This window comes from Mesorhizobium sp. BR115XR7A, assembly GCF_020165315.1.
In the GTDB taxonomy this organism is placed as follows: Bacteria; Pseudomonadota; Alphaproteobacteria; order Rhizobiales; family Rhizobiaceae; genus Mesorhizobium; species Mesorhizobium australicum.
In genome coordinates this window covers 262,717-277,690 of sequence record NZ_JAIUHW010000007.1, presented here as the reverse complement: position 1 = coordinate 277,690, position 14,974 = coordinate 262,717, and the positions used below count along the sequence as shown (strand labels likewise).

The following is a 14,974-nucleotide window of genomic DNA, read 5'->3' as shown; positions in this document are numbered from 1 at the left end:
GTTACTCCGAATGTTCTCCGAGAATGAAAACCTGTGCGTACCGATTGGTCCGGCAGGCTGCCCTTCCTCTGGTTAAACGGCCTTGCGGTCGTTTTCCGTCGGTGGTCACGGCGATTTTTTCGGCTCTGCCGTCGATGGCGGCCCGGCCCGCCTGGCCAGCCCGTCCGCGAGCACGGCGCGATCCCAGGCCGAACCCACCGTCGCGAACTCGACGATGCGCTGCTCAAGCCGTGTGCGCACGGCGATATCGGCATTGCGCGCCCTTTCCAGCGCGGCCGACAGCGCCGTCGTGTCGAGGACGGGCTGGCGCAGCAGGTCGGCTGCCTCGCGCCTGGCCTGCTGGCCATCGAGGATGACCTGGCGGGATTCGCGCCGCACGTCGCGCAGCGCCTTTCGAAACAGCACGCGCTCCTGGTGGGGAAGCCGGCTCCCGGCGGCTTCCAGCGAATAACCCTGGCCGGGCTTGCCGCTTCTTATCCAGACGGCTCCGCCCGCAAGCGCGCCGGCCAGGAAGACATTCAGCGCCACGGATGCGATCACGAGGTTGCGGCGCGTGCTCATAGGTCCTCCTCGATCGTGTCGCCATCGGACCCGACATCGCCGAACGCCGTCGCATTGGCATCGAGCACATAGCGGTCGGGCTGAAACTCTGGCGTGACGACGCTCACCAAGGCCAATCCGGCGATGGCGCCGGCCAGGCCGATGCCGGCGAGTCCAAGACCCAGCCACCAGGCCCGTCGGCGCCGGCGCTGGACGAGCAGCCGGTCGGCCATTCGCAGGATGCCGCCGTGCAGTGCCGCGCGAGGCGCCATGACGTCATAGCTGTCGAGCAAGGCGTCGAGTTTGCCTGCCTGCCCCAATATGGCCGCGCCCATCTCGGTCCTTGCGAACGTCGCGCCGGTCGTGCGGTTGGCCTGCGGCCACCGCCGCAAGTCGCCGCCATAGGCCGCCGCCAGAGCCGCAAAGCGCTCGGCATCCACTGCCGGTTCGTTCCTGGACCCATCAGACATCAGTCTGTCCTTTGATCGCGGCTTTCTCATTCATCGACACTATCCTTGGCCAGGATCACCTGCAGCGCCCGCCGGCCGCGCGAAAGCAGGCTTTCCAGGGCATCGACGCTGATCTCCAGGATCGCGGCCGCCTCTATGTTGGACATCTCCTGATAGTAGACCAGGAGGATCGCCTCGCGCTGGCGCGGCGCGATTGCCTGCAAGGCCTGCTCGACCCGATGCGCCTCCTTGCCGGGATGGGCATCGGGAAGCGGGGCGGGATCGACAATGTCCGGCAGGTCGTCGGTCACCAGCTCGCGGCGCCGGCGCAGCCGGTCGTAACAAAGGTTTAGCGTCACCCGGTGGATCCAGCTGTCGAAGCGTGCGTTGCCGCGCCGCCAGCCCGATGCGTGACGCCAGATGCGCATAAAGGTTTCCTGCGCGACGTCCTCGGCCTCCGCCGCATCGCCGAGCATGCGCGCGGCCAGCGAAAGGATGCGCGGCAGCTTGCGCGCGACGAGCGTCCGCACCGCCGCGGGGTCGCCGGTGCCGACCCGGCGAACCAGCTCCTCGTCCGGGTCGGGGCTCATGGGTTGGCGCACACCCAATGTCCATCATGCGTCATAGCCTCTTGGTCATTGCTCCGGCTTGGGAGCGGATTTGTGGCCCGGCATCTCGTCGCCCGTCAGAATGCCGTCGCCATTCTTGTCCAGCCTGGCAAAGCGCTTGGCGAATAACGCATCGAGCTCGGCCCGGTCGATGAAGCCGTCATGGTTGGAATCAATGCGCGCGAAGGATTTGGCGGGATCGCCCTTGACGTTGCGCTTGGCCTGAAAGGCCTCCCATTCCAGCAGGCTGATCTTGCCGTCGCCGTCCGTGTCGGCGGCCATGATCGCCTTCTCTCGCCGTTTCTGGAACTTGGCCAGCGTGATGTCGGACTTGGCGGCCGACGATGTCGCGGGGGGCGGTGTGGCGGCCGGTGGCTGTGTCCCTGTCTGGGCCAGAGCCGCGGTGGTCAGCAGGCTCAGGGCAGCGGCAAGGATCGAACGGCGTATCATGCTTCACGTCTCCGGTTGGCGCATTGCCATGGCCCGATGCCATGGTCATGCTTCAACCGTTAAACGTCGTGATCGCAGAAATCCGTCGGTCGCCATGCCTATCACGCCGCTTGCCGGCGGTGATGGACTTTGGCGGCCCAGGGTACGGCAGAACACCTCGTCCGGCGCATCTGAATTGCGCCGGGCCGGCCCGCCCGTTGGCGAAGGCGGGAATTACGTCGATTGGTCGGCGGCTATCAACTGATCCGATTTGAAGCCGGCATGCTGCGGGGTCCACACATCGCCGTCTTTGTTGAACCAGTGGCACAGATACATGCCGGAAGCGGCGCCGTCGCTGACCGTCATTTTCGGGCCTCCCGACCTCAGCTTGACGACGTCTCCGGTCTTGAAAGTGTTGGGCATTTGGACCTCCCATGCTGACACCCGACATTTCATACCAAAACGGGGGTCCCGACAATGGCATATGGGTCTTCTGGGCTACTGTCTTATGCGGCAACGCGGAGGCATCGCCGACGGCATCATCGGGGCGAATCGGGCGACCGCCCAACAGGTCAGTCCACCTCGATCACACGCCTGGCCGGCTTCCCAGTCGGCTCCCGTCGGCGCGCAGGCGGGGCCTTGTCCGCCAATGCCTCCTGCTGCAGTCTCTGCTCCCTCAGGCGGGTTGTCTTGGCGTCCCTTGCGTGACGCTCGGCATCCAGCACCAGCTTCGCTTCGCGGTCCGCTCTTGCCAGCTTTTCCTTGTCGACACGCCTTGGCAATTCAAAACCTCCTGTCATGGAACTGTCGGCAGGAAATGTGCAACCCAAGTGTCTGTTCCAAAAAAATAGAAATGAGAGGCCCATCATTTGTTATTGAGATTTGAAAATCCCGGATTGCGTGCTTTCGCGAGTTTCCAGGCCCGGAGGAAGTCGCGACTTGCCTCGCGGATCTTCGGTCGATCTGCACCGGTCCCGAGTTGTTGTCGATCGGCGGGCAGATCCTTGCATCCATAACAAACGCAAACGGCCGGGATTCGAGCCTCTTCAGCGCGTCCAAGCAGCTTCGACCATCGGTTTGAAAAACTGGTGCCGCTTAGGGGCAACAAATAGGCACCTTATCACGCTGAAAAATTTAATACATAACGCTACATAGTTAGTGAACTACCCCCAAAAATACCCCCACAGACATTCAAAGAGCCATGTTCCTGGTGCACTGGCTATCGCGGCTGTGGTAGGAGTGAGATGCGGTAACTGTTATATGATTGATCCCTGCCATGGATGCACGAAAAAGCGCGGGTGAACTCGGAGACCTATGGCAGAGGTTCATCGGCGAACTGAAGAGACGCCAAGCTCCTGAGCTACCTGTGAGCGAGTTCGACTTTGAGCAGCAGGCATGGCTGAAATTCGATCCAGTCGCGATCGCCGATATTCTTTCGGATAATCGGCGGGCGTTTTTCGGGCTTAAAGAGACCTTGCTGCAAGGTTACAACGCCTGGGTCATAGCCCCCGACAATTCCCGGGCTCGCCGAAATTCCATCGCCTTGGCGGTGATCCAACAGATGGTCCGAGGCGAGTCAAAAGTCACTGCGGATTTTCCGCGGGTTCGGATGGCAGTAGATCTAGTAGCCCGGTATGAAGCGATCGGGATATTCTTTTTCGAACAAATATATTACCCTATTGGCGGGGCGAAAGTATTCTATAGGACAAGCGCCAAGCAGGCAAACGTTCGGCATTTGGAGAAGAACAGAAAAGCCATCAGCAATTTGCTGTACGCAGTAAGGGTTCTTCATTTTGTGGCGGAAAATGTCACGGCCCATGGTGGCCGCCGACCGAGCCTCAACGGTGCGATTTGGGTCATGGAAGAGCTGCGTAAATCTGTGACGGGTAACGAACGGTTACTGCAACAAAGGTCGTTGAAGAGTCATTGGGCGAAACATGCGTCCACGATCGCGATCGCATATGGCGCGGCTTCACTACAGTATGACGACGGACGATCACTGCTCGATGCCATATTCGCGGGCATGAATTTCGCAAACCAAACTGACCTAATTGCCGAATGGATCGGCCGAGCGCGCTTTATTGCAGAGACGGTTCTTTCCAATCTCCGGGACGACTCGCTGGGCCGGAAAGGCGTGGACGAGTTGCCAAGGGTCCTGCCTCGCCCCTTTGTGGCGGAGCGTTTCTCGCACAAAGAGGTACAAATAATCGCGCGGCAGTTTCAAGCCGAGCTTGGAGCCATCACCTAATCCCAGCTGGATTGTGCATTGCTGTCTCGCATGATGCAGCAAGGCATTGCAGAATTGTCTCGCTCAATTCCTGCCGCTAATTCTGTGCGGCAAGAATGGAGCTGAAGATGTCCAACGACGCCGATGACAAAAGATTTGCATTTATGCCGTTGCCGACCGAGGGGTTTGTACGGTTGTCGGCAATAATAGGTCCGGGGCGACCTATTCCGATCTCCAGGTCAGCATTTCTTGCGCGCGTCGATACCGGCGAGTTTCCGCAACCGGTGAAGCTGGGTCCGCGAACAACTGCTTGGCGCGTCCAAGATGTGAGGAGTCTGATCGAAAAATTCTCTACTGATACGCAGACGAACGCAATTGAAACCCCACCGACCTTACCCGGTAAAGTGGTGCGCTCAAGCACGTAGGAGAAGCACAGAATGTTGAAACTTAAGAAGGCTAGGTCCGTTGTGAACGCGCAAGAAAAGGTGACAACGCAAGCAGCAAAAATGCCTTTAAGTCTTGCGAAGAGAGCCTTTGAAGATCTGCCAAAGAAACGCCTCCCTCGGCATTTAGTAAGGGATGCAGCTGTACGCCTTTGGATTGATCGAGAAGGCGCTCCGATCGTCCCTCTGGTGCCTCGTGGCAAAGAGCCTCACGGCGGGTACAGCTCGCGGGCCTACGTTCGCTCTGCCACCGAGGCTGCAGCGTTCTTCCAGGACAACGTGGAAGCGAACTACGGTATCGTAACCGGGACGGTCTCCGGTTTAGTGGTGCTTGACGTGGACGGCCAAACAGGTCGCGCATCACTGGCTAAGCTGGTCAAACAGCATGGCTCCCTTCCGCAAACCGTCACTGTGAACACTGGCCGAGGCGTTCACTATTATTTCTCGCATGCTGGGGCTCCGATTCAGGGCCGCACAGGACACCTCGGTGCAGGGTTAGATGTTCGCGCGGAAGGCAACTATGTTGTCGGTCCCGGCTCGATCCACGAAAACGGTCAGCGCTATGAATACGCTGACGGCGCGCGTTTTCCGAAGGTCCGACCGGCCTCACTTCCGGATTGGTTGCTGTCCCTTATGACTGAGCCGTCCTCGACGCCGACGGGCGAGGGGACGGTGGGCTCAGCCATCCCTGAGGGACAGCGCAACAGGACCTTGACAAGTCTCGCCGGCAAGCTCCGTGCGAGCGGATTTGGTCAGAAGGCCATTCTCGCAGCGCTGAAAGCGGAAAACGCGGAAAATTGTTCGCCGCCGCTTGGCGATCCGGAAGTGGAAAAAATCGCGAATAGTATTGCCCGGTATGCCATCTCTGATGCCGGTAAGGATGCGGCCGAAGCAATTGCCCAGGCATTGCTCGATACCCACTATGCCGGAGGTGGTCATCTCTTGCATGTCGCCGATGGCCAGTTTTGGCGATATGATGGGAAAGTTTGGGAGCCAATTGCCGGCAAGGTGATACAGGGCCAAGCATTAGCAGCGGCGAAAAACCTCAATTCGCAACGAGCCTCTACGGCGTCGTTGATCGGTCAGGTCGAAGCTCTGTTGAAGGCGCAAGTCGCGACCCACGAAGACAAGCTCAGATTCACCGCTGAACCGCCTCCTGTGATCAATTGTCTCAACGGCGAAGTCTGGTTGGGCAAGAATGGAACGCACGGCCTGCGACCGCACACAGCTACGTCTTACCTGCGCCACCATCTACCGGCCGAATACCAGCCTGGTGCCAAATGCCCCGAATTCGACGCCGCCCTTGCCGAGATATTTTCGAAGGCTGCCGACCCCGCCGCAATGGTGAGTTTTTGGCACGAGTTGGCAGGCTATGTCGTTCAGCCCAGCCGCCCAATTCCTCTGATCGTTATCTGTCGCGGCGACGGACGAAACGGTAAAACCAGTTTGGTCGATACGTTGATGCGTTTGGTCGGTCAGAACCAAGTCGCCGCGATGCGCGTGCAGGACATCAACCAGAGCCGCTTTTCGATGGGAGCTCTACTCGGCAAGCTGCTGTTTGTTGACGATGACGTTCGCATGGGCACGCGGCTTCCCGACGGTGATCTGAAGCGCATAAGCGAGGAGAAGCTGATCTCGACGGAACGCAAGTTCGGTGAAACGTACAGTTTCATTGTTCGGACGGTTCCGATGCTCCTTTGCAACAATCCGCCTTCGCTCGCGGACCTCAGCGAGGGCATGCAACGCCGCCTTCTCGTTATTCCGTTTGATCGCACGTTCTCGGAAAAAGAGATCGACCGAGGGCTGTTCAAGCGTATCTGGGCGACCGAGATGTCCGGCATACTCAACGCGGCCCTGGCCGGCTGGGCGCGCTTGCAGCAGCGCGATCTGCGATTCGACCCACCCAAAGATATCGGACAAGCCAAGAGGCTTTGGATGCAGTCAGCGAACCCAGTGCCTGCTTTCCTCGCAGAGATGTGCGTTCGGTCGGGCCAATGCCAGACGCGCATGCTCTACGCGGCCTTTCAAGATTGGTCGAGGGAAAGGGGATACACGCTCACCCAACAGCAGCACAGCTTCAAGAAGAGCCTGGAGAACCTCGGCGTTGGTTTCAAGAAGAACAACGTCGCCGACATCGCCATCAATCTGAACCTGAAAAGCGAGGCTTCGAACCCCGGCCCTCGCGGCGGCCACTGGGTGCCCCCCAGTGGTCGGTGGCGAAAGTGACCGCACCAGGTCACACCCACTACCTACAACCCTCAACCACCCATTTAAAGGGAAAAACCAGTCACTTTGGCCACCGGTAACGGACTTCAACCCGAACACTGATTTCCACCCTCACCCTTGGCGAGGGACCATCACCACCGAGACTTCACCACCATCGCTAACGGACAGGGCGAAACAGCAAGGATCACAGGACTCCACCCGCCAACCCAGCCAACTAAGCCTCCTACACACCCATTCAAGGCAACAACCGCTACAACCACCCCCTTTTAATGTGTTCACCTAACCACGGCATATAGGAGGTAATACCAACCTAAGCGTTCACACCTAACCCACTTCGCTAGGTAGCCCCGGAACCAGGGTCAGCTGCCAGCATAATTCGACTACGGCCCACAGAAACCACCTTCAACAGAACCTGAACATGCCCAACCCGGAATGAGGATTCCGGGCGCGTAAACGGTTTTGCCTAACGCCAACCATAAGGGAAAACGAGATGAAAACTTCCAAGAACCGCGTGCAGGTCCTCGACACTCAAGAAGCCGTTTTCGATTGGCTTGGTGCTCAAGCGAAAATGAAGAAACCCATAGGGCACTTGCCACTCAAAATTATCGAGATGTTCGACGACATGATAAGTCAACTCGGCAAAACTGGCTGGTGGGAATTCGACGGTTCGCCCGACGTGTTTGCCAATCGGATGCTGGATGCCTGCAAATCGGATCAGTGGGGCAAATGCAGCGAAGAGATTATCGAATTTGTGTTCGATATGGCTACCCAAGTACGTGACAGGCGTGGTCCTAATGAACTTCGCACTCACTGCTTATACGCGGCGGTTCGTCTCCTAGCTTTCGTGCCAGCGTCCTCAGACGTCACCTTCTGGGAAGAGGAAGCTGACAGCTTCGGCTACATGACGGGCAAGCGCTTTTCACGCCGCAATCACGTCAGCTTCGATCTGACCATCGGTCCGCGCCAATAGACGACCGCGCTCATTAGTGACCGTCACCGCAGCGTCGCGAATGATGACTGATGAAGCCACGGACGCCTGCCCCGGGCGCGTAAGGGTTTTGCCTAACGCCAAGCCAACATTCTAACGGAGAGAAAACATGTCTAAGACTGCAGTGCGTAAGATCACGGACCCGCTTACATTGTTCGAATGGATTGAGGGACGGGCCGAGGCCGGCGATCCAGAAGGCCGGTTCACGATAGCAAACGTTGAAAATTGGAGGCGTGCGACTATCACTGAAGACCACAATCATAGCTCAGATGAAGACGAATACATAGCGGAGACGGCCGACATTACCGATTACGTGACATCAAATGAATTTCTAATACGTAGGGAGAACGATCGTTGGCTTGAGAAGATCTTCGCCGGTGAGACCATCACAATGGCGCTGGCCATTATATATTTGCTTCCCGCCGCAGGGCTCAGGGAGCTCGTAAAGATGGCAATGGAAAGCGAAGAGACCATGTGCTTCAAGTCCATGCCGCGGCTGACCCGTGAGCTCGGTGTGCGTTTCAAAGTTCGAGTCCCTATGACGTGGTACCTTGAACTGCCATAGGGAGCCATTTCATGGCCTGGATTGTGACTGCAAAGGGCTCGCGTCGTGTCGAACGGTCATCCAGCGAGCCCTCCATGCCGGCTTACCGTCACGAGCGACACCGCTGAGCATCAGCTCCGTAAAGGACTAAGCCTGTCACATCTGACGGGCAAATCCGAATAGCAGCGGACCTGCGTCCGGCCAACATCAACGGACGACTGCGGCGTCGCCCTGATGGTGTGCCCATCCAGCTGCCCAATTTTATCTATCCGGAGAGAGCTATGAAAAAGGTCGCTGCCTTAAGAAGGTCGCATACTCGCCGAAACGCCGAAACGCCGACCCCGGCCCAACGCCAGTTACAGCGTTCGTTGTTCTCAGATTTCGGACCTGGTTGGAGCGCATCTGATACAGATGTCCAAGGGTTCCGTCTCGCTCGTCGAGGTGGTCGAGCTCCTCATCGAGCGGTCTTGTCTTGAAAGTTACCTGGAAACTCAAAAGAGGCGACGCGGGGTCACCGCCAGGAGCCGGCCACCACTCCACCGTGACGAGAGCGAGGTAGCGTCGAATTGGACCATCGATCACCGGCGGCCAGCCAACTTGATCCTCCTCAACACCGTTCGTTCCGATGCCTGAGCCGGTCGAGCCTGGCAAGCTCCAAATGGTTGTCGCTCACCTTGATTTTCAAAAAAATCTTGACAATATGTAGTACTATCGCTATAATGGAGGGTAATGAAGTGGTCGATTTTGGCCGCTGAAGGCCGAAAAGGTGGGCTGTTGAGCATTTTCGCGAATGGGCTTTGTGCCCGGGTTTTGCCGCTAGCGGCGCTGCGCCGACACCGCCGACCATCATCTGAAATCGAAACCAAGGGCCCCATCTTCGGGGCCCTTTCCTTTTTGGGGGAACCTGAATGACGAACGCAGCAGTTTCCAACGGCGCATCGAAGGCTTCCGTTTTGCCCGCCCTCATCGTGCTTGGCCTCGATGACGGCGGCAAGGCGCACGCCTCCTGGTTCGGCGAGGCCCAGGTCGGCATGGCAGAGAAAGCCGCGGGGATGATGGGCATGGCCGCGCTACCTGTCGCCGAGGCCGCCGACTTGAAAGGTCTGGCCGACAAGCTGCCGCAAGGGCGTGTGTTCGAGAGCGGCCGGGCTTTCGTGCCGTTCGTCAAGCGCACGCTGTACGACGCAATCGCCACGCACCTGCCGCCCGGCTACCAGTTTCCTTCCCGCGCTGCCGATGACCGCCCGCCGCCCAAGCCTAAGAAGGCCTCCGGTGGTGCTGCGCCAGAGAGTGGGCCGATGCGACCCGAACCTCATCGACCGACCGGTTGGGACAAGATCGAGGTCGGCAGCCTCGTCCTGGCCACGGAGGGCCTGTACGAGGGCTGGTTCGAGGCAAAGGTCACGAAGATCAGCCCTGAAGGTCTGTTCACCCTGCGTTGGCGCGATTGGCTCGATACGCCAGCGTTCACGCGTAAGCTGACCCAAATCGCCTTGCTTCATCCCGATCATCGGGATTGACCCATCGGCTCAGGCGGCGCTGCAAAGGCTGCCGCCCACCCTCCCAACATTCATTGGTATGAACACGGTCGCGGCAGCGGCCAGGATGAAGGATTCGCTAGATGGCAGTGGAATGCAATTTCAGCGGGACATGTGGACTGGGCAACCGGCAACAGCGTATCGCTGGCTTGAACGACAGCCTGCGTAAAACTGGGCAAGGCGGTCGCGTCGTGTTGACCGTCGGCATCACCGGCCTTCCCGCAGAGATCCGTGCCGCCATCATCGCGGCGGTCTCTAGCTTTGATCAATTCGACCAGGACAACGACACCCACGGCGAGCACGACTGCGCCGTGATCGAAGTCGGCGGCGAGACGGTCATCTGGAAGATCGACTGCTACGAAAAGTACATGCAATTTGGCTCGGATGATCCGGCAGACCCAGCGATCACCACCCGCGTATTGACCATAATGCTGGCGAGCGAATACTGATGCTCGGCCGCGCTCTTTCCCGCCGAGCTCTGCTCAGCGCGTTGCCCGTCGCGATTGTCGCCGCATCAGCATCTGTCCCCGATGGCCATTCAGCGTTACCGGATGCTGACTTGACGGACCCGACCGCTGAGGACGTGTCGCCAGCTCTTATGCGAGCCATTTGCGCGCATTGCGCCGCATACGCCGATCTTCGGCAAATCGCCCGGCAATCCGACGCGGTGGTGATCGGCCGCCCAGCCACTGTCGATGAGTACCGCAGCCTCGACGCAGCGAGCGATTTTGAGCAGCAGTTGCTACTCGCGATTTGTGAGTACCGAGCCGCGAACGATGCAGACCGCCACGACAAGGCGATCTACCTGCTCGGTGTCTTTGAAGGCGACGAACGTGAGCCCGAGTTGGTGACCGCTATTCTTAGGTCGATGACCCGGGAGGCGGCTCGGGCGATTGAGCCTCCTGATCGACCGGCCTGACTAAATCGAGATGGCTGACACCAAGGGCTACCGCAATGGCCTGCAGCGTTTCAATAGTGGGGTTCCGCTTACCGCGCTCGAGGCCGCTCACATACTGTTGGCTTATGTTCGCGCGCTCGGCCACCTGCTCCTGCGTGAGCCCGCTGGCCACGCGCAACCGCGCGAAGTTCTGCCCGACCAGTTTGCGCATCTCCATGCGTCACCAATCGAGGAATTCGAGCATTGAGTTTATCAACTATATTATGTAAATGGACCGGGGGCACAGTACGGGGGGGCAAATGACCGAATGGTACTATGAGCAGGATGGCGCTCATCGGGGTCCGGTAAGTGAAGCCGATCTCAACGTGATGCTGGCCAATCGCCTGATCAACGCAAGCACCAGAGTGTGGACGGCGAGTTTTGGGCAGCAGTGGAAGCCTGCGAAGGAGACGCAGTTGCAGACATCGCAGCCGACTCCGCCACCGCCGCTCCCGCCGGTCTCGGGGCCGCCTCAATTGCCGGGCACGGCCGAAAAGAGACGTGCGAGAACCAGTGCATCGGCAATACCAGAGCCATCCAAGGCCTATGCTTACCTCTTGGCGTTTCTTCCCCTCCTCGGCGCGGTCCTGGTCACCGCGATGGCCGTCGCAGGTGGCTCCGATGACCTGCCTAGGACGATCAACGTCGTCCGGTTTGCTACCTTGATGGTGTCGCTGCTGCTGGTTTTCCTCGACGCCAAAGAGCTGCGGCGGGTGAACATCGTCAGCCCTACCAAGGTTATGCTGCCATTTCTGCTCCTGATCCCAGCGGTCTATTTGCTTCATCGCAGTTTCGTGATGCGCCTGTCTTGGACACCCCTTTGGATTTGGCTGGGCAGTTTCGTGGTTTTGCTTGGCGTCACCGGGGCGCTGATGGAATCATGAAACGGAAATGGGAAATCTGGGGGCGTGGCGTAGTGGCGACCGCGGCCGTGCTGATGTCTGGCAGAGCGTGGGCTGCCACCGACGAAAGCCTCGACGCCGGAATCGCTTTCGCGATCTTCCTGCTCCTGATAGCGCTGGTGTACGAACTGCCAGCCATCATCGCATTCTTTCGCGGCCATCCGAACCGGTGGTTGATCCTCGTGCTATGCACGGCGCTTGGTGGCACTGGCATCGTTTGGCTAGGCTGTCTAGTCTGGGCGTTGAAGGCGGTACACATCACTAAAGATCCCGGCGCAACGAACGGCGGTGAGTCTGGGCTGAACCTTCTCGCCAATGACGTTCAGCGGATTCGGATTGAGAATCCTGCGGCCCTGTTGCAACCACCATCCGCACCGTCCTCGCCGCGGGACGCAGTTGAAAAGCTTGAGCGACTGAAAAAGCTTCTCGACAACGGGGCCATTGATAGGGCGCAGTTCGAGCGCCTGCGCGATCTCATCGCGGGCGGCTGCAATTAGGTTGCAGTTAGCACTTTTCGCTCGCGTAAGTTGCAGGCGCTGAAAATACGACAAATCAACCCGTCGTAACGCCTTGATAGGGGTTTTATAGGCCATACAGGGGCCGCCAGCGCGCGAACACGCCAAGCGGGGGTGTTCGGTCGGTCGGGCCGACGCCTTTCGTCGGGCGACCCTTCGCCAACGCCAATCGAAAATCAGTCAAATCGCAGCTAGGGAACCCCGCCTCATCGATTAACGGTGTTACTGCGCATTAGTGGGTCTGAGTTCGACGTAGGCCGGTTTGGCGGCGCACAATAAAGCGTTTCGCTGCCGAGCTTCATCAACAATCAGTACATGTAATCCGGCTAATCTACGAACAATTCGGAACCGGTCTGGAGTTGCATGGAATCCGAATTTGACACAAGGCAGATTGCATAGCGCCTATGCCGTCCAATGCGAGAGTCGAGCCGTGTTAGAGACCGCAGCCTGAGCTAGGCCTCAGGGGCATCCAAGCTGCCTGTGGTCCACAACTGCCTGCTTTCTTCTGGGGTGAGTACGCCTTTTTTATCGACAGCCTTTTGGATGGTGGCGAGCATTTGCTCCGCGCTGAAGGGTAGCCGCGCAAGATCCTCACGAGACAGTCCATTGATATGAGGGACACCAAAGTGATTGGCGAGTTCGCTGATCTGATGGTCATTTCTGCCAGCGCCGACATTGCTCAAGTGCAGAGCCGAGTCCTGCGACCCTTTCCACGGAAACTCAATCCATCGCCCGGGCGTTTTGACGTAAGTGCTCCCTACGCGACGCCCCATCCAGAACAGCCAGAGATCGTCGCCTTGGGGACAGAGCTTCGTGAACATCTCTTCGTCAACGGCTTCTGGCGATAGCGATTTAGGCCCGTAGAGCACTCCCCCCACGCCGGTCGGGAAAAGCATCCCAGCCGTGTCGGCAACGTCATACTTCCACTTATTGTACGGTGCAATTTGCCCGCCATCGTCGAACGCCACTGCGTGGCCTCGGTGGAAGACTACAGTTCGTTCGTCCGCGCGCTCAACGAGTTTCTCGAGCCACTTTGCGGAATAATAGACATCGTCATCTGCCGTGACGATGTAGGCCGTCGGGAAAGCCAGCAGCGCTGGAACGATCTTTTTGTAAGATCGAATGTCCCGGCAAAATCGAATTTCGAGCCCATTAGATTTCAGGTCTGTTACTGACGCGGGCAATTGGACCGCATCCTCGGCAGTAACCCAGAGGATGATGCGGTCAGGTGCGACCGTCTGGGAGAGAAGACAACGCAGCGTCAAATGCAAGGTCGAAAAGCGCTTCGGATACGACGTTAGTGAGACGATCAAATCCGCAGACAGAGAGTGGGGCCTCCCTTTACGCCTGAGCGGCCATCTTAGGGCGATCAAAGCTTTCGCGACTTCTGGCTTCAGTGAACGGACCGCGTCGGCTCGATATTGTTCGAGCCGCCAGCCGAGCCCATTGCGGACCCACGCAATCGCACGGCCCGGCGCACCGGTACCGGTCCCGAGGAACCATGGTGAGAGCCACGCAGACTGTCTCAACAGCAGGTATATAACGTAAGGGCCAGATACCGCCGCGAGCAAGATAACGGCCTCGTTGCCCACTCCCACACTGCGAAGAGAGAATTGGAAAAATTGATGCAAGAACATGATGACCAACGACGCCTCTCCTAGCCTGGCCAGTGGCGCTGAAATTGCAGCTATAGCTGCTGCTCTCTGCACCAACATGAGTACCGCAAGCGATAGGGCCAGCGCGATCAGGAGACCCAGGACAGGAGGGCCGAAGATCGAATACTTCATGTTGAACTGAATGTCGGCGCCATTGGCTGCTGCGGCGAGCGCGACAACGCCAACTGTTGCCACGAAAAGGGACACGGTGCGAGGTCGGAATTGATGCGTTCGAAGCAGATGACCAAACCAGTAGCAGCACAACGCTATGGGCACCGCCGCGACGGCCCAAGGTGAACGGTTGATCGGCCAGTGGATCTGAATTGCATAACCAAGCACGACGCAGACAACGATAAACCCCACCATCCGCAAAGTGCCTGGACCCTTTGCCCAAGTCGCAGCTTCATTGTAGATGATCTGGGTGAGAAACAAACAAGTCACGAACCAGAATACGCCGAAGTCCTGCCATAGGCGCATACCGCCTAGGATGTCGTTGACCACCATTTCTCGAAGTTCCCAAGGCGCGGGAGCGTTGTGCAGCAAGATTCTACGAGCGATCACCGCAAGCGTCAAAAACGACAAAAAAGCCACGTATGGGATGAGAAGGCTCGTGACTTTCTTCCAAAAGAGCTGACTGCGGTCTGCAGGCTTATAAACGTAGCCAGATATTACGAAGAACAGCGGCATATGAAAAAGCAATACCGCGTTTGCAAAAATGCCGTCCCACCGACTGCTGCCAGCCCCTGCAATGTGGGCGGACACGACAAGGAGTATGCCCACACCTTTCGCAGCATCGAGCCAAACCTCGCGATTGGTCATGTTGAGCTCCAGCCCTGCATAGAGGCAATTCTAGATCAGACCCTTCGCATCCGCAACACGAAATTGTGCGTCGCACCATAGTCGAGAGCGCCTCGAAGACATTTAAACTGACGATCAACTCGCCTCATCGAGTCCTCGGTCACCGGCGCTGGTC

At 58.4% G+C, this 14,974-nt stretch carries 18 protein-coding genes; 10 read left to right on the top strand and 8 right to left on the bottom strand.

The window, feature by feature from the left end; translation table 11 throughout:
- Nucleotides 1–105: 105 nt before the first annotated feature.
- The 6 genes from LB557_RS17390 to LB557_RS17365 form a co-directional block, all read right to left on the bottom strand.
- Nucleotides 106–561: a periplasmic heavy metal sensor gene (locus tag LB557_RS17390; RefSeq protein ID WP_140787063.1), complete on the bottom strand. Its 456-nt coding sequence runs from the start codon at nt 559–561 to the stop codon at nt 106–108.
- Nucleotides 558–1,010, bottom strand: a complete 453-nt coding sequence (locus tag LB557_RS17385; protein WP_224643802.1) for a hypothetical protein — start codon at nt 1,008–1,010, stop codon at nt 558–560. Before LB557_RS17385 ends, LB557_RS17390 begins: the two co-directional genes overlap by 4 nt.
- 26 nt (nt 1,011–1,036) lie before the next feature.
- The gene (locus tag LB557_RS17380) at nt 1,037–1,579 is read right to left on the bottom strand and encodes an RNA polymerase sigma factor (protein ID WP_140714101.1); all 543 of its coding nucleotides are present in this window, start codon (nt 1,577–1,579) and stop codon (nt 1,037–1,039) included.
- 45 nt (nt 1,580–1,624) lie between these two features.
- A complete protein-coding gene (locus LB557_RS17375; RefSeq protein ID WP_140660611.1) occupies nt 1,625–2,047 on the bottom strand; it encodes an EF-hand domain-containing protein in 423 nt (140 codons plus the stop codon).
- A 213-nt stretch (nt 2,048–2,260) separates the two neighbouring features.
- Nucleotides 2,261–2,449 (bottom strand): YodC family protein, encoded by a 189-nt coding sequence (locus LB557_RS17370; RefSeq protein WP_015314066.1) that lies wholly within the window; start codon nt 2,447–2,449, stop codon nt 2,261–2,263.
- 149 nt (nt 2,450–2,598) lie between these two features.
- A complete protein-coding gene (locus LB557_RS17365; RefSeq protein ID WP_140660612.1) occupies nt 2,599–2,826 on the bottom strand; it encodes a hypothetical protein in 228 nt (75 codons plus the stop codon).
- Between the two features lie 566 nt (nt 2,827–3,392).
- Here LB557_RS17365 and LB557_RS17360 point away from each other — a divergent pair.
- From LB557_RS17360 to LB557_RS17325, 8 genes are all read left to right on the top strand, one after another.
- Nucleotides 3,393–4,274, top strand: a complete 882-nt coding sequence (locus LB557_RS17360) for a hypothetical protein (protein ID WP_224643801.1) — start codon at nt 3,393–3,395, stop codon at nt 4,272–4,274.
- Nucleotides 4,275–4,381: 107 nt separating this feature from the next.
- Complete coding sequence (locus tag LB557_RS17355) at nt 4,382–4,678, top strand: helix-turn-helix transcriptional regulator (protein WP_224643800.1); 297 nt, start codon at nt 4,382–4,384, stop codon at nt 4,676–4,678.
- A gap of 12 nt (nt 4,679–4,690) precedes the next feature.
- Nucleotides 4,691–6,922: a phage/plasmid primase, P4 family gene (locus LB557_RS17350; protein WP_224643799.1), complete on the top strand. Its 2,232-nt coding sequence runs from the start codon at nt 4,691–4,693 to the stop codon at nt 6,920–6,922.
- A 490-nt stretch (nt 6,923–7,412) separates the two neighbouring features.
- Nucleotides 7,413–7,892, top strand: coding sequence for a hypothetical protein (locus tag LB557_RS17345; RefSeq protein ID WP_224713079.1), 480 nt, complete (start codon nt 7,413–7,415; stop codon nt 7,890–7,892).
- A gap of 127 nt (nt 7,893–8,019) precedes the next feature.
- Nucleotides 8,020–8,475: a hypothetical protein gene (locus tag LB557_RS17340; RefSeq protein WP_224642400.1), complete on the top strand. Its 456-nt coding sequence runs from the start codon at nt 8,020–8,022 to the stop codon at nt 8,473–8,475.
- Nucleotides 8,476–9,362: 887 nt separating this feature from the next.
- On the top strand, nt 9,363–9,974 hold the full coding sequence (locus tag LB557_RS17335; RefSeq protein ID WP_224642402.1) for a hypothetical protein: 612 nt from the start codon (nt 9,363–9,365) through the stop codon (nt 9,972–9,974).
- Between the two features lie 101 nt (nt 9,975–10,075).
- Nucleotides 10,076–10,441 (top strand): DUF3768 domain-containing protein, encoded by a 366-nt coding sequence (locus tag LB557_RS17330; protein WP_224642404.1) that lies wholly within the window; start codon nt 10,076–10,078, stop codon nt 10,439–10,441.
- 110 nt (nt 10,442–10,551) lie between these two features.
- Nucleotides 10,552–10,911, top strand: coding sequence for a hypothetical protein (locus LB557_RS17325; RefSeq protein WP_224642406.1), 360 nt, complete (start codon nt 10,552–10,554; stop codon nt 10,909–10,911).
- Here the strand turns inward: LB557_RS17325 and LB557_RS17320 are convergent.
- Nucleotides 10,853–11,107, bottom strand: a complete 255-nt coding sequence (locus LB557_RS17320) for a helix-turn-helix domain-containing protein (RefSeq protein ID WP_224642408.1) — start codon at nt 11,105–11,107, stop codon at nt 10,853–10,855. The two genes, LB557_RS17325 and LB557_RS17320, sit on opposite strands and share 59 nt — an antisense overlap.
- Before the next feature lie 82 nt (nt 11,108–11,189).
- Here LB557_RS17320 and LB557_RS17315 point away from each other — a divergent pair, with 82 nt between their 5' ends.
- The gene (locus tag LB557_RS17315; RefSeq protein ID WP_224642410.1) at nt 11,190–11,813 is read left to right on the top strand and encodes a DUF4339 domain-containing protein; all 624 of its coding nucleotides are present in this window, start codon (nt 11,190–11,192) and stop codon (nt 11,811–11,813) included.
- Nucleotides 11,810–12,328: a superinfection immunity protein gene (locus tag LB557_RS17310; RefSeq protein WP_224642412.1), complete on the top strand. Its 519-nt coding sequence runs from the start codon at nt 11,810–11,812 to the stop codon at nt 12,326–12,328. The genes LB557_RS17315 and LB557_RS17310 overlap by 4 nt, the downstream gene beginning before the upstream one ends.
- Before the next feature lie 470 nt (nt 12,329–12,798).
- Here the strand turns inward: LB557_RS17310 and LB557_RS17305 are convergent, their stop codons facing one another.
- Nucleotides 12,799–14,820 carry an acyltransferase family protein gene (locus LB557_RS17305; protein ID WP_224642414.1) on the bottom strand — a complete coding sequence of 674 codons (2,022 nt, stop codon included), beginning with the start codon at nt 14,818–14,820 and terminating at the stop codon, nt 12,799–12,801.
- Nucleotides 14,821–14,974: the final 154 nt, after the last annotated feature.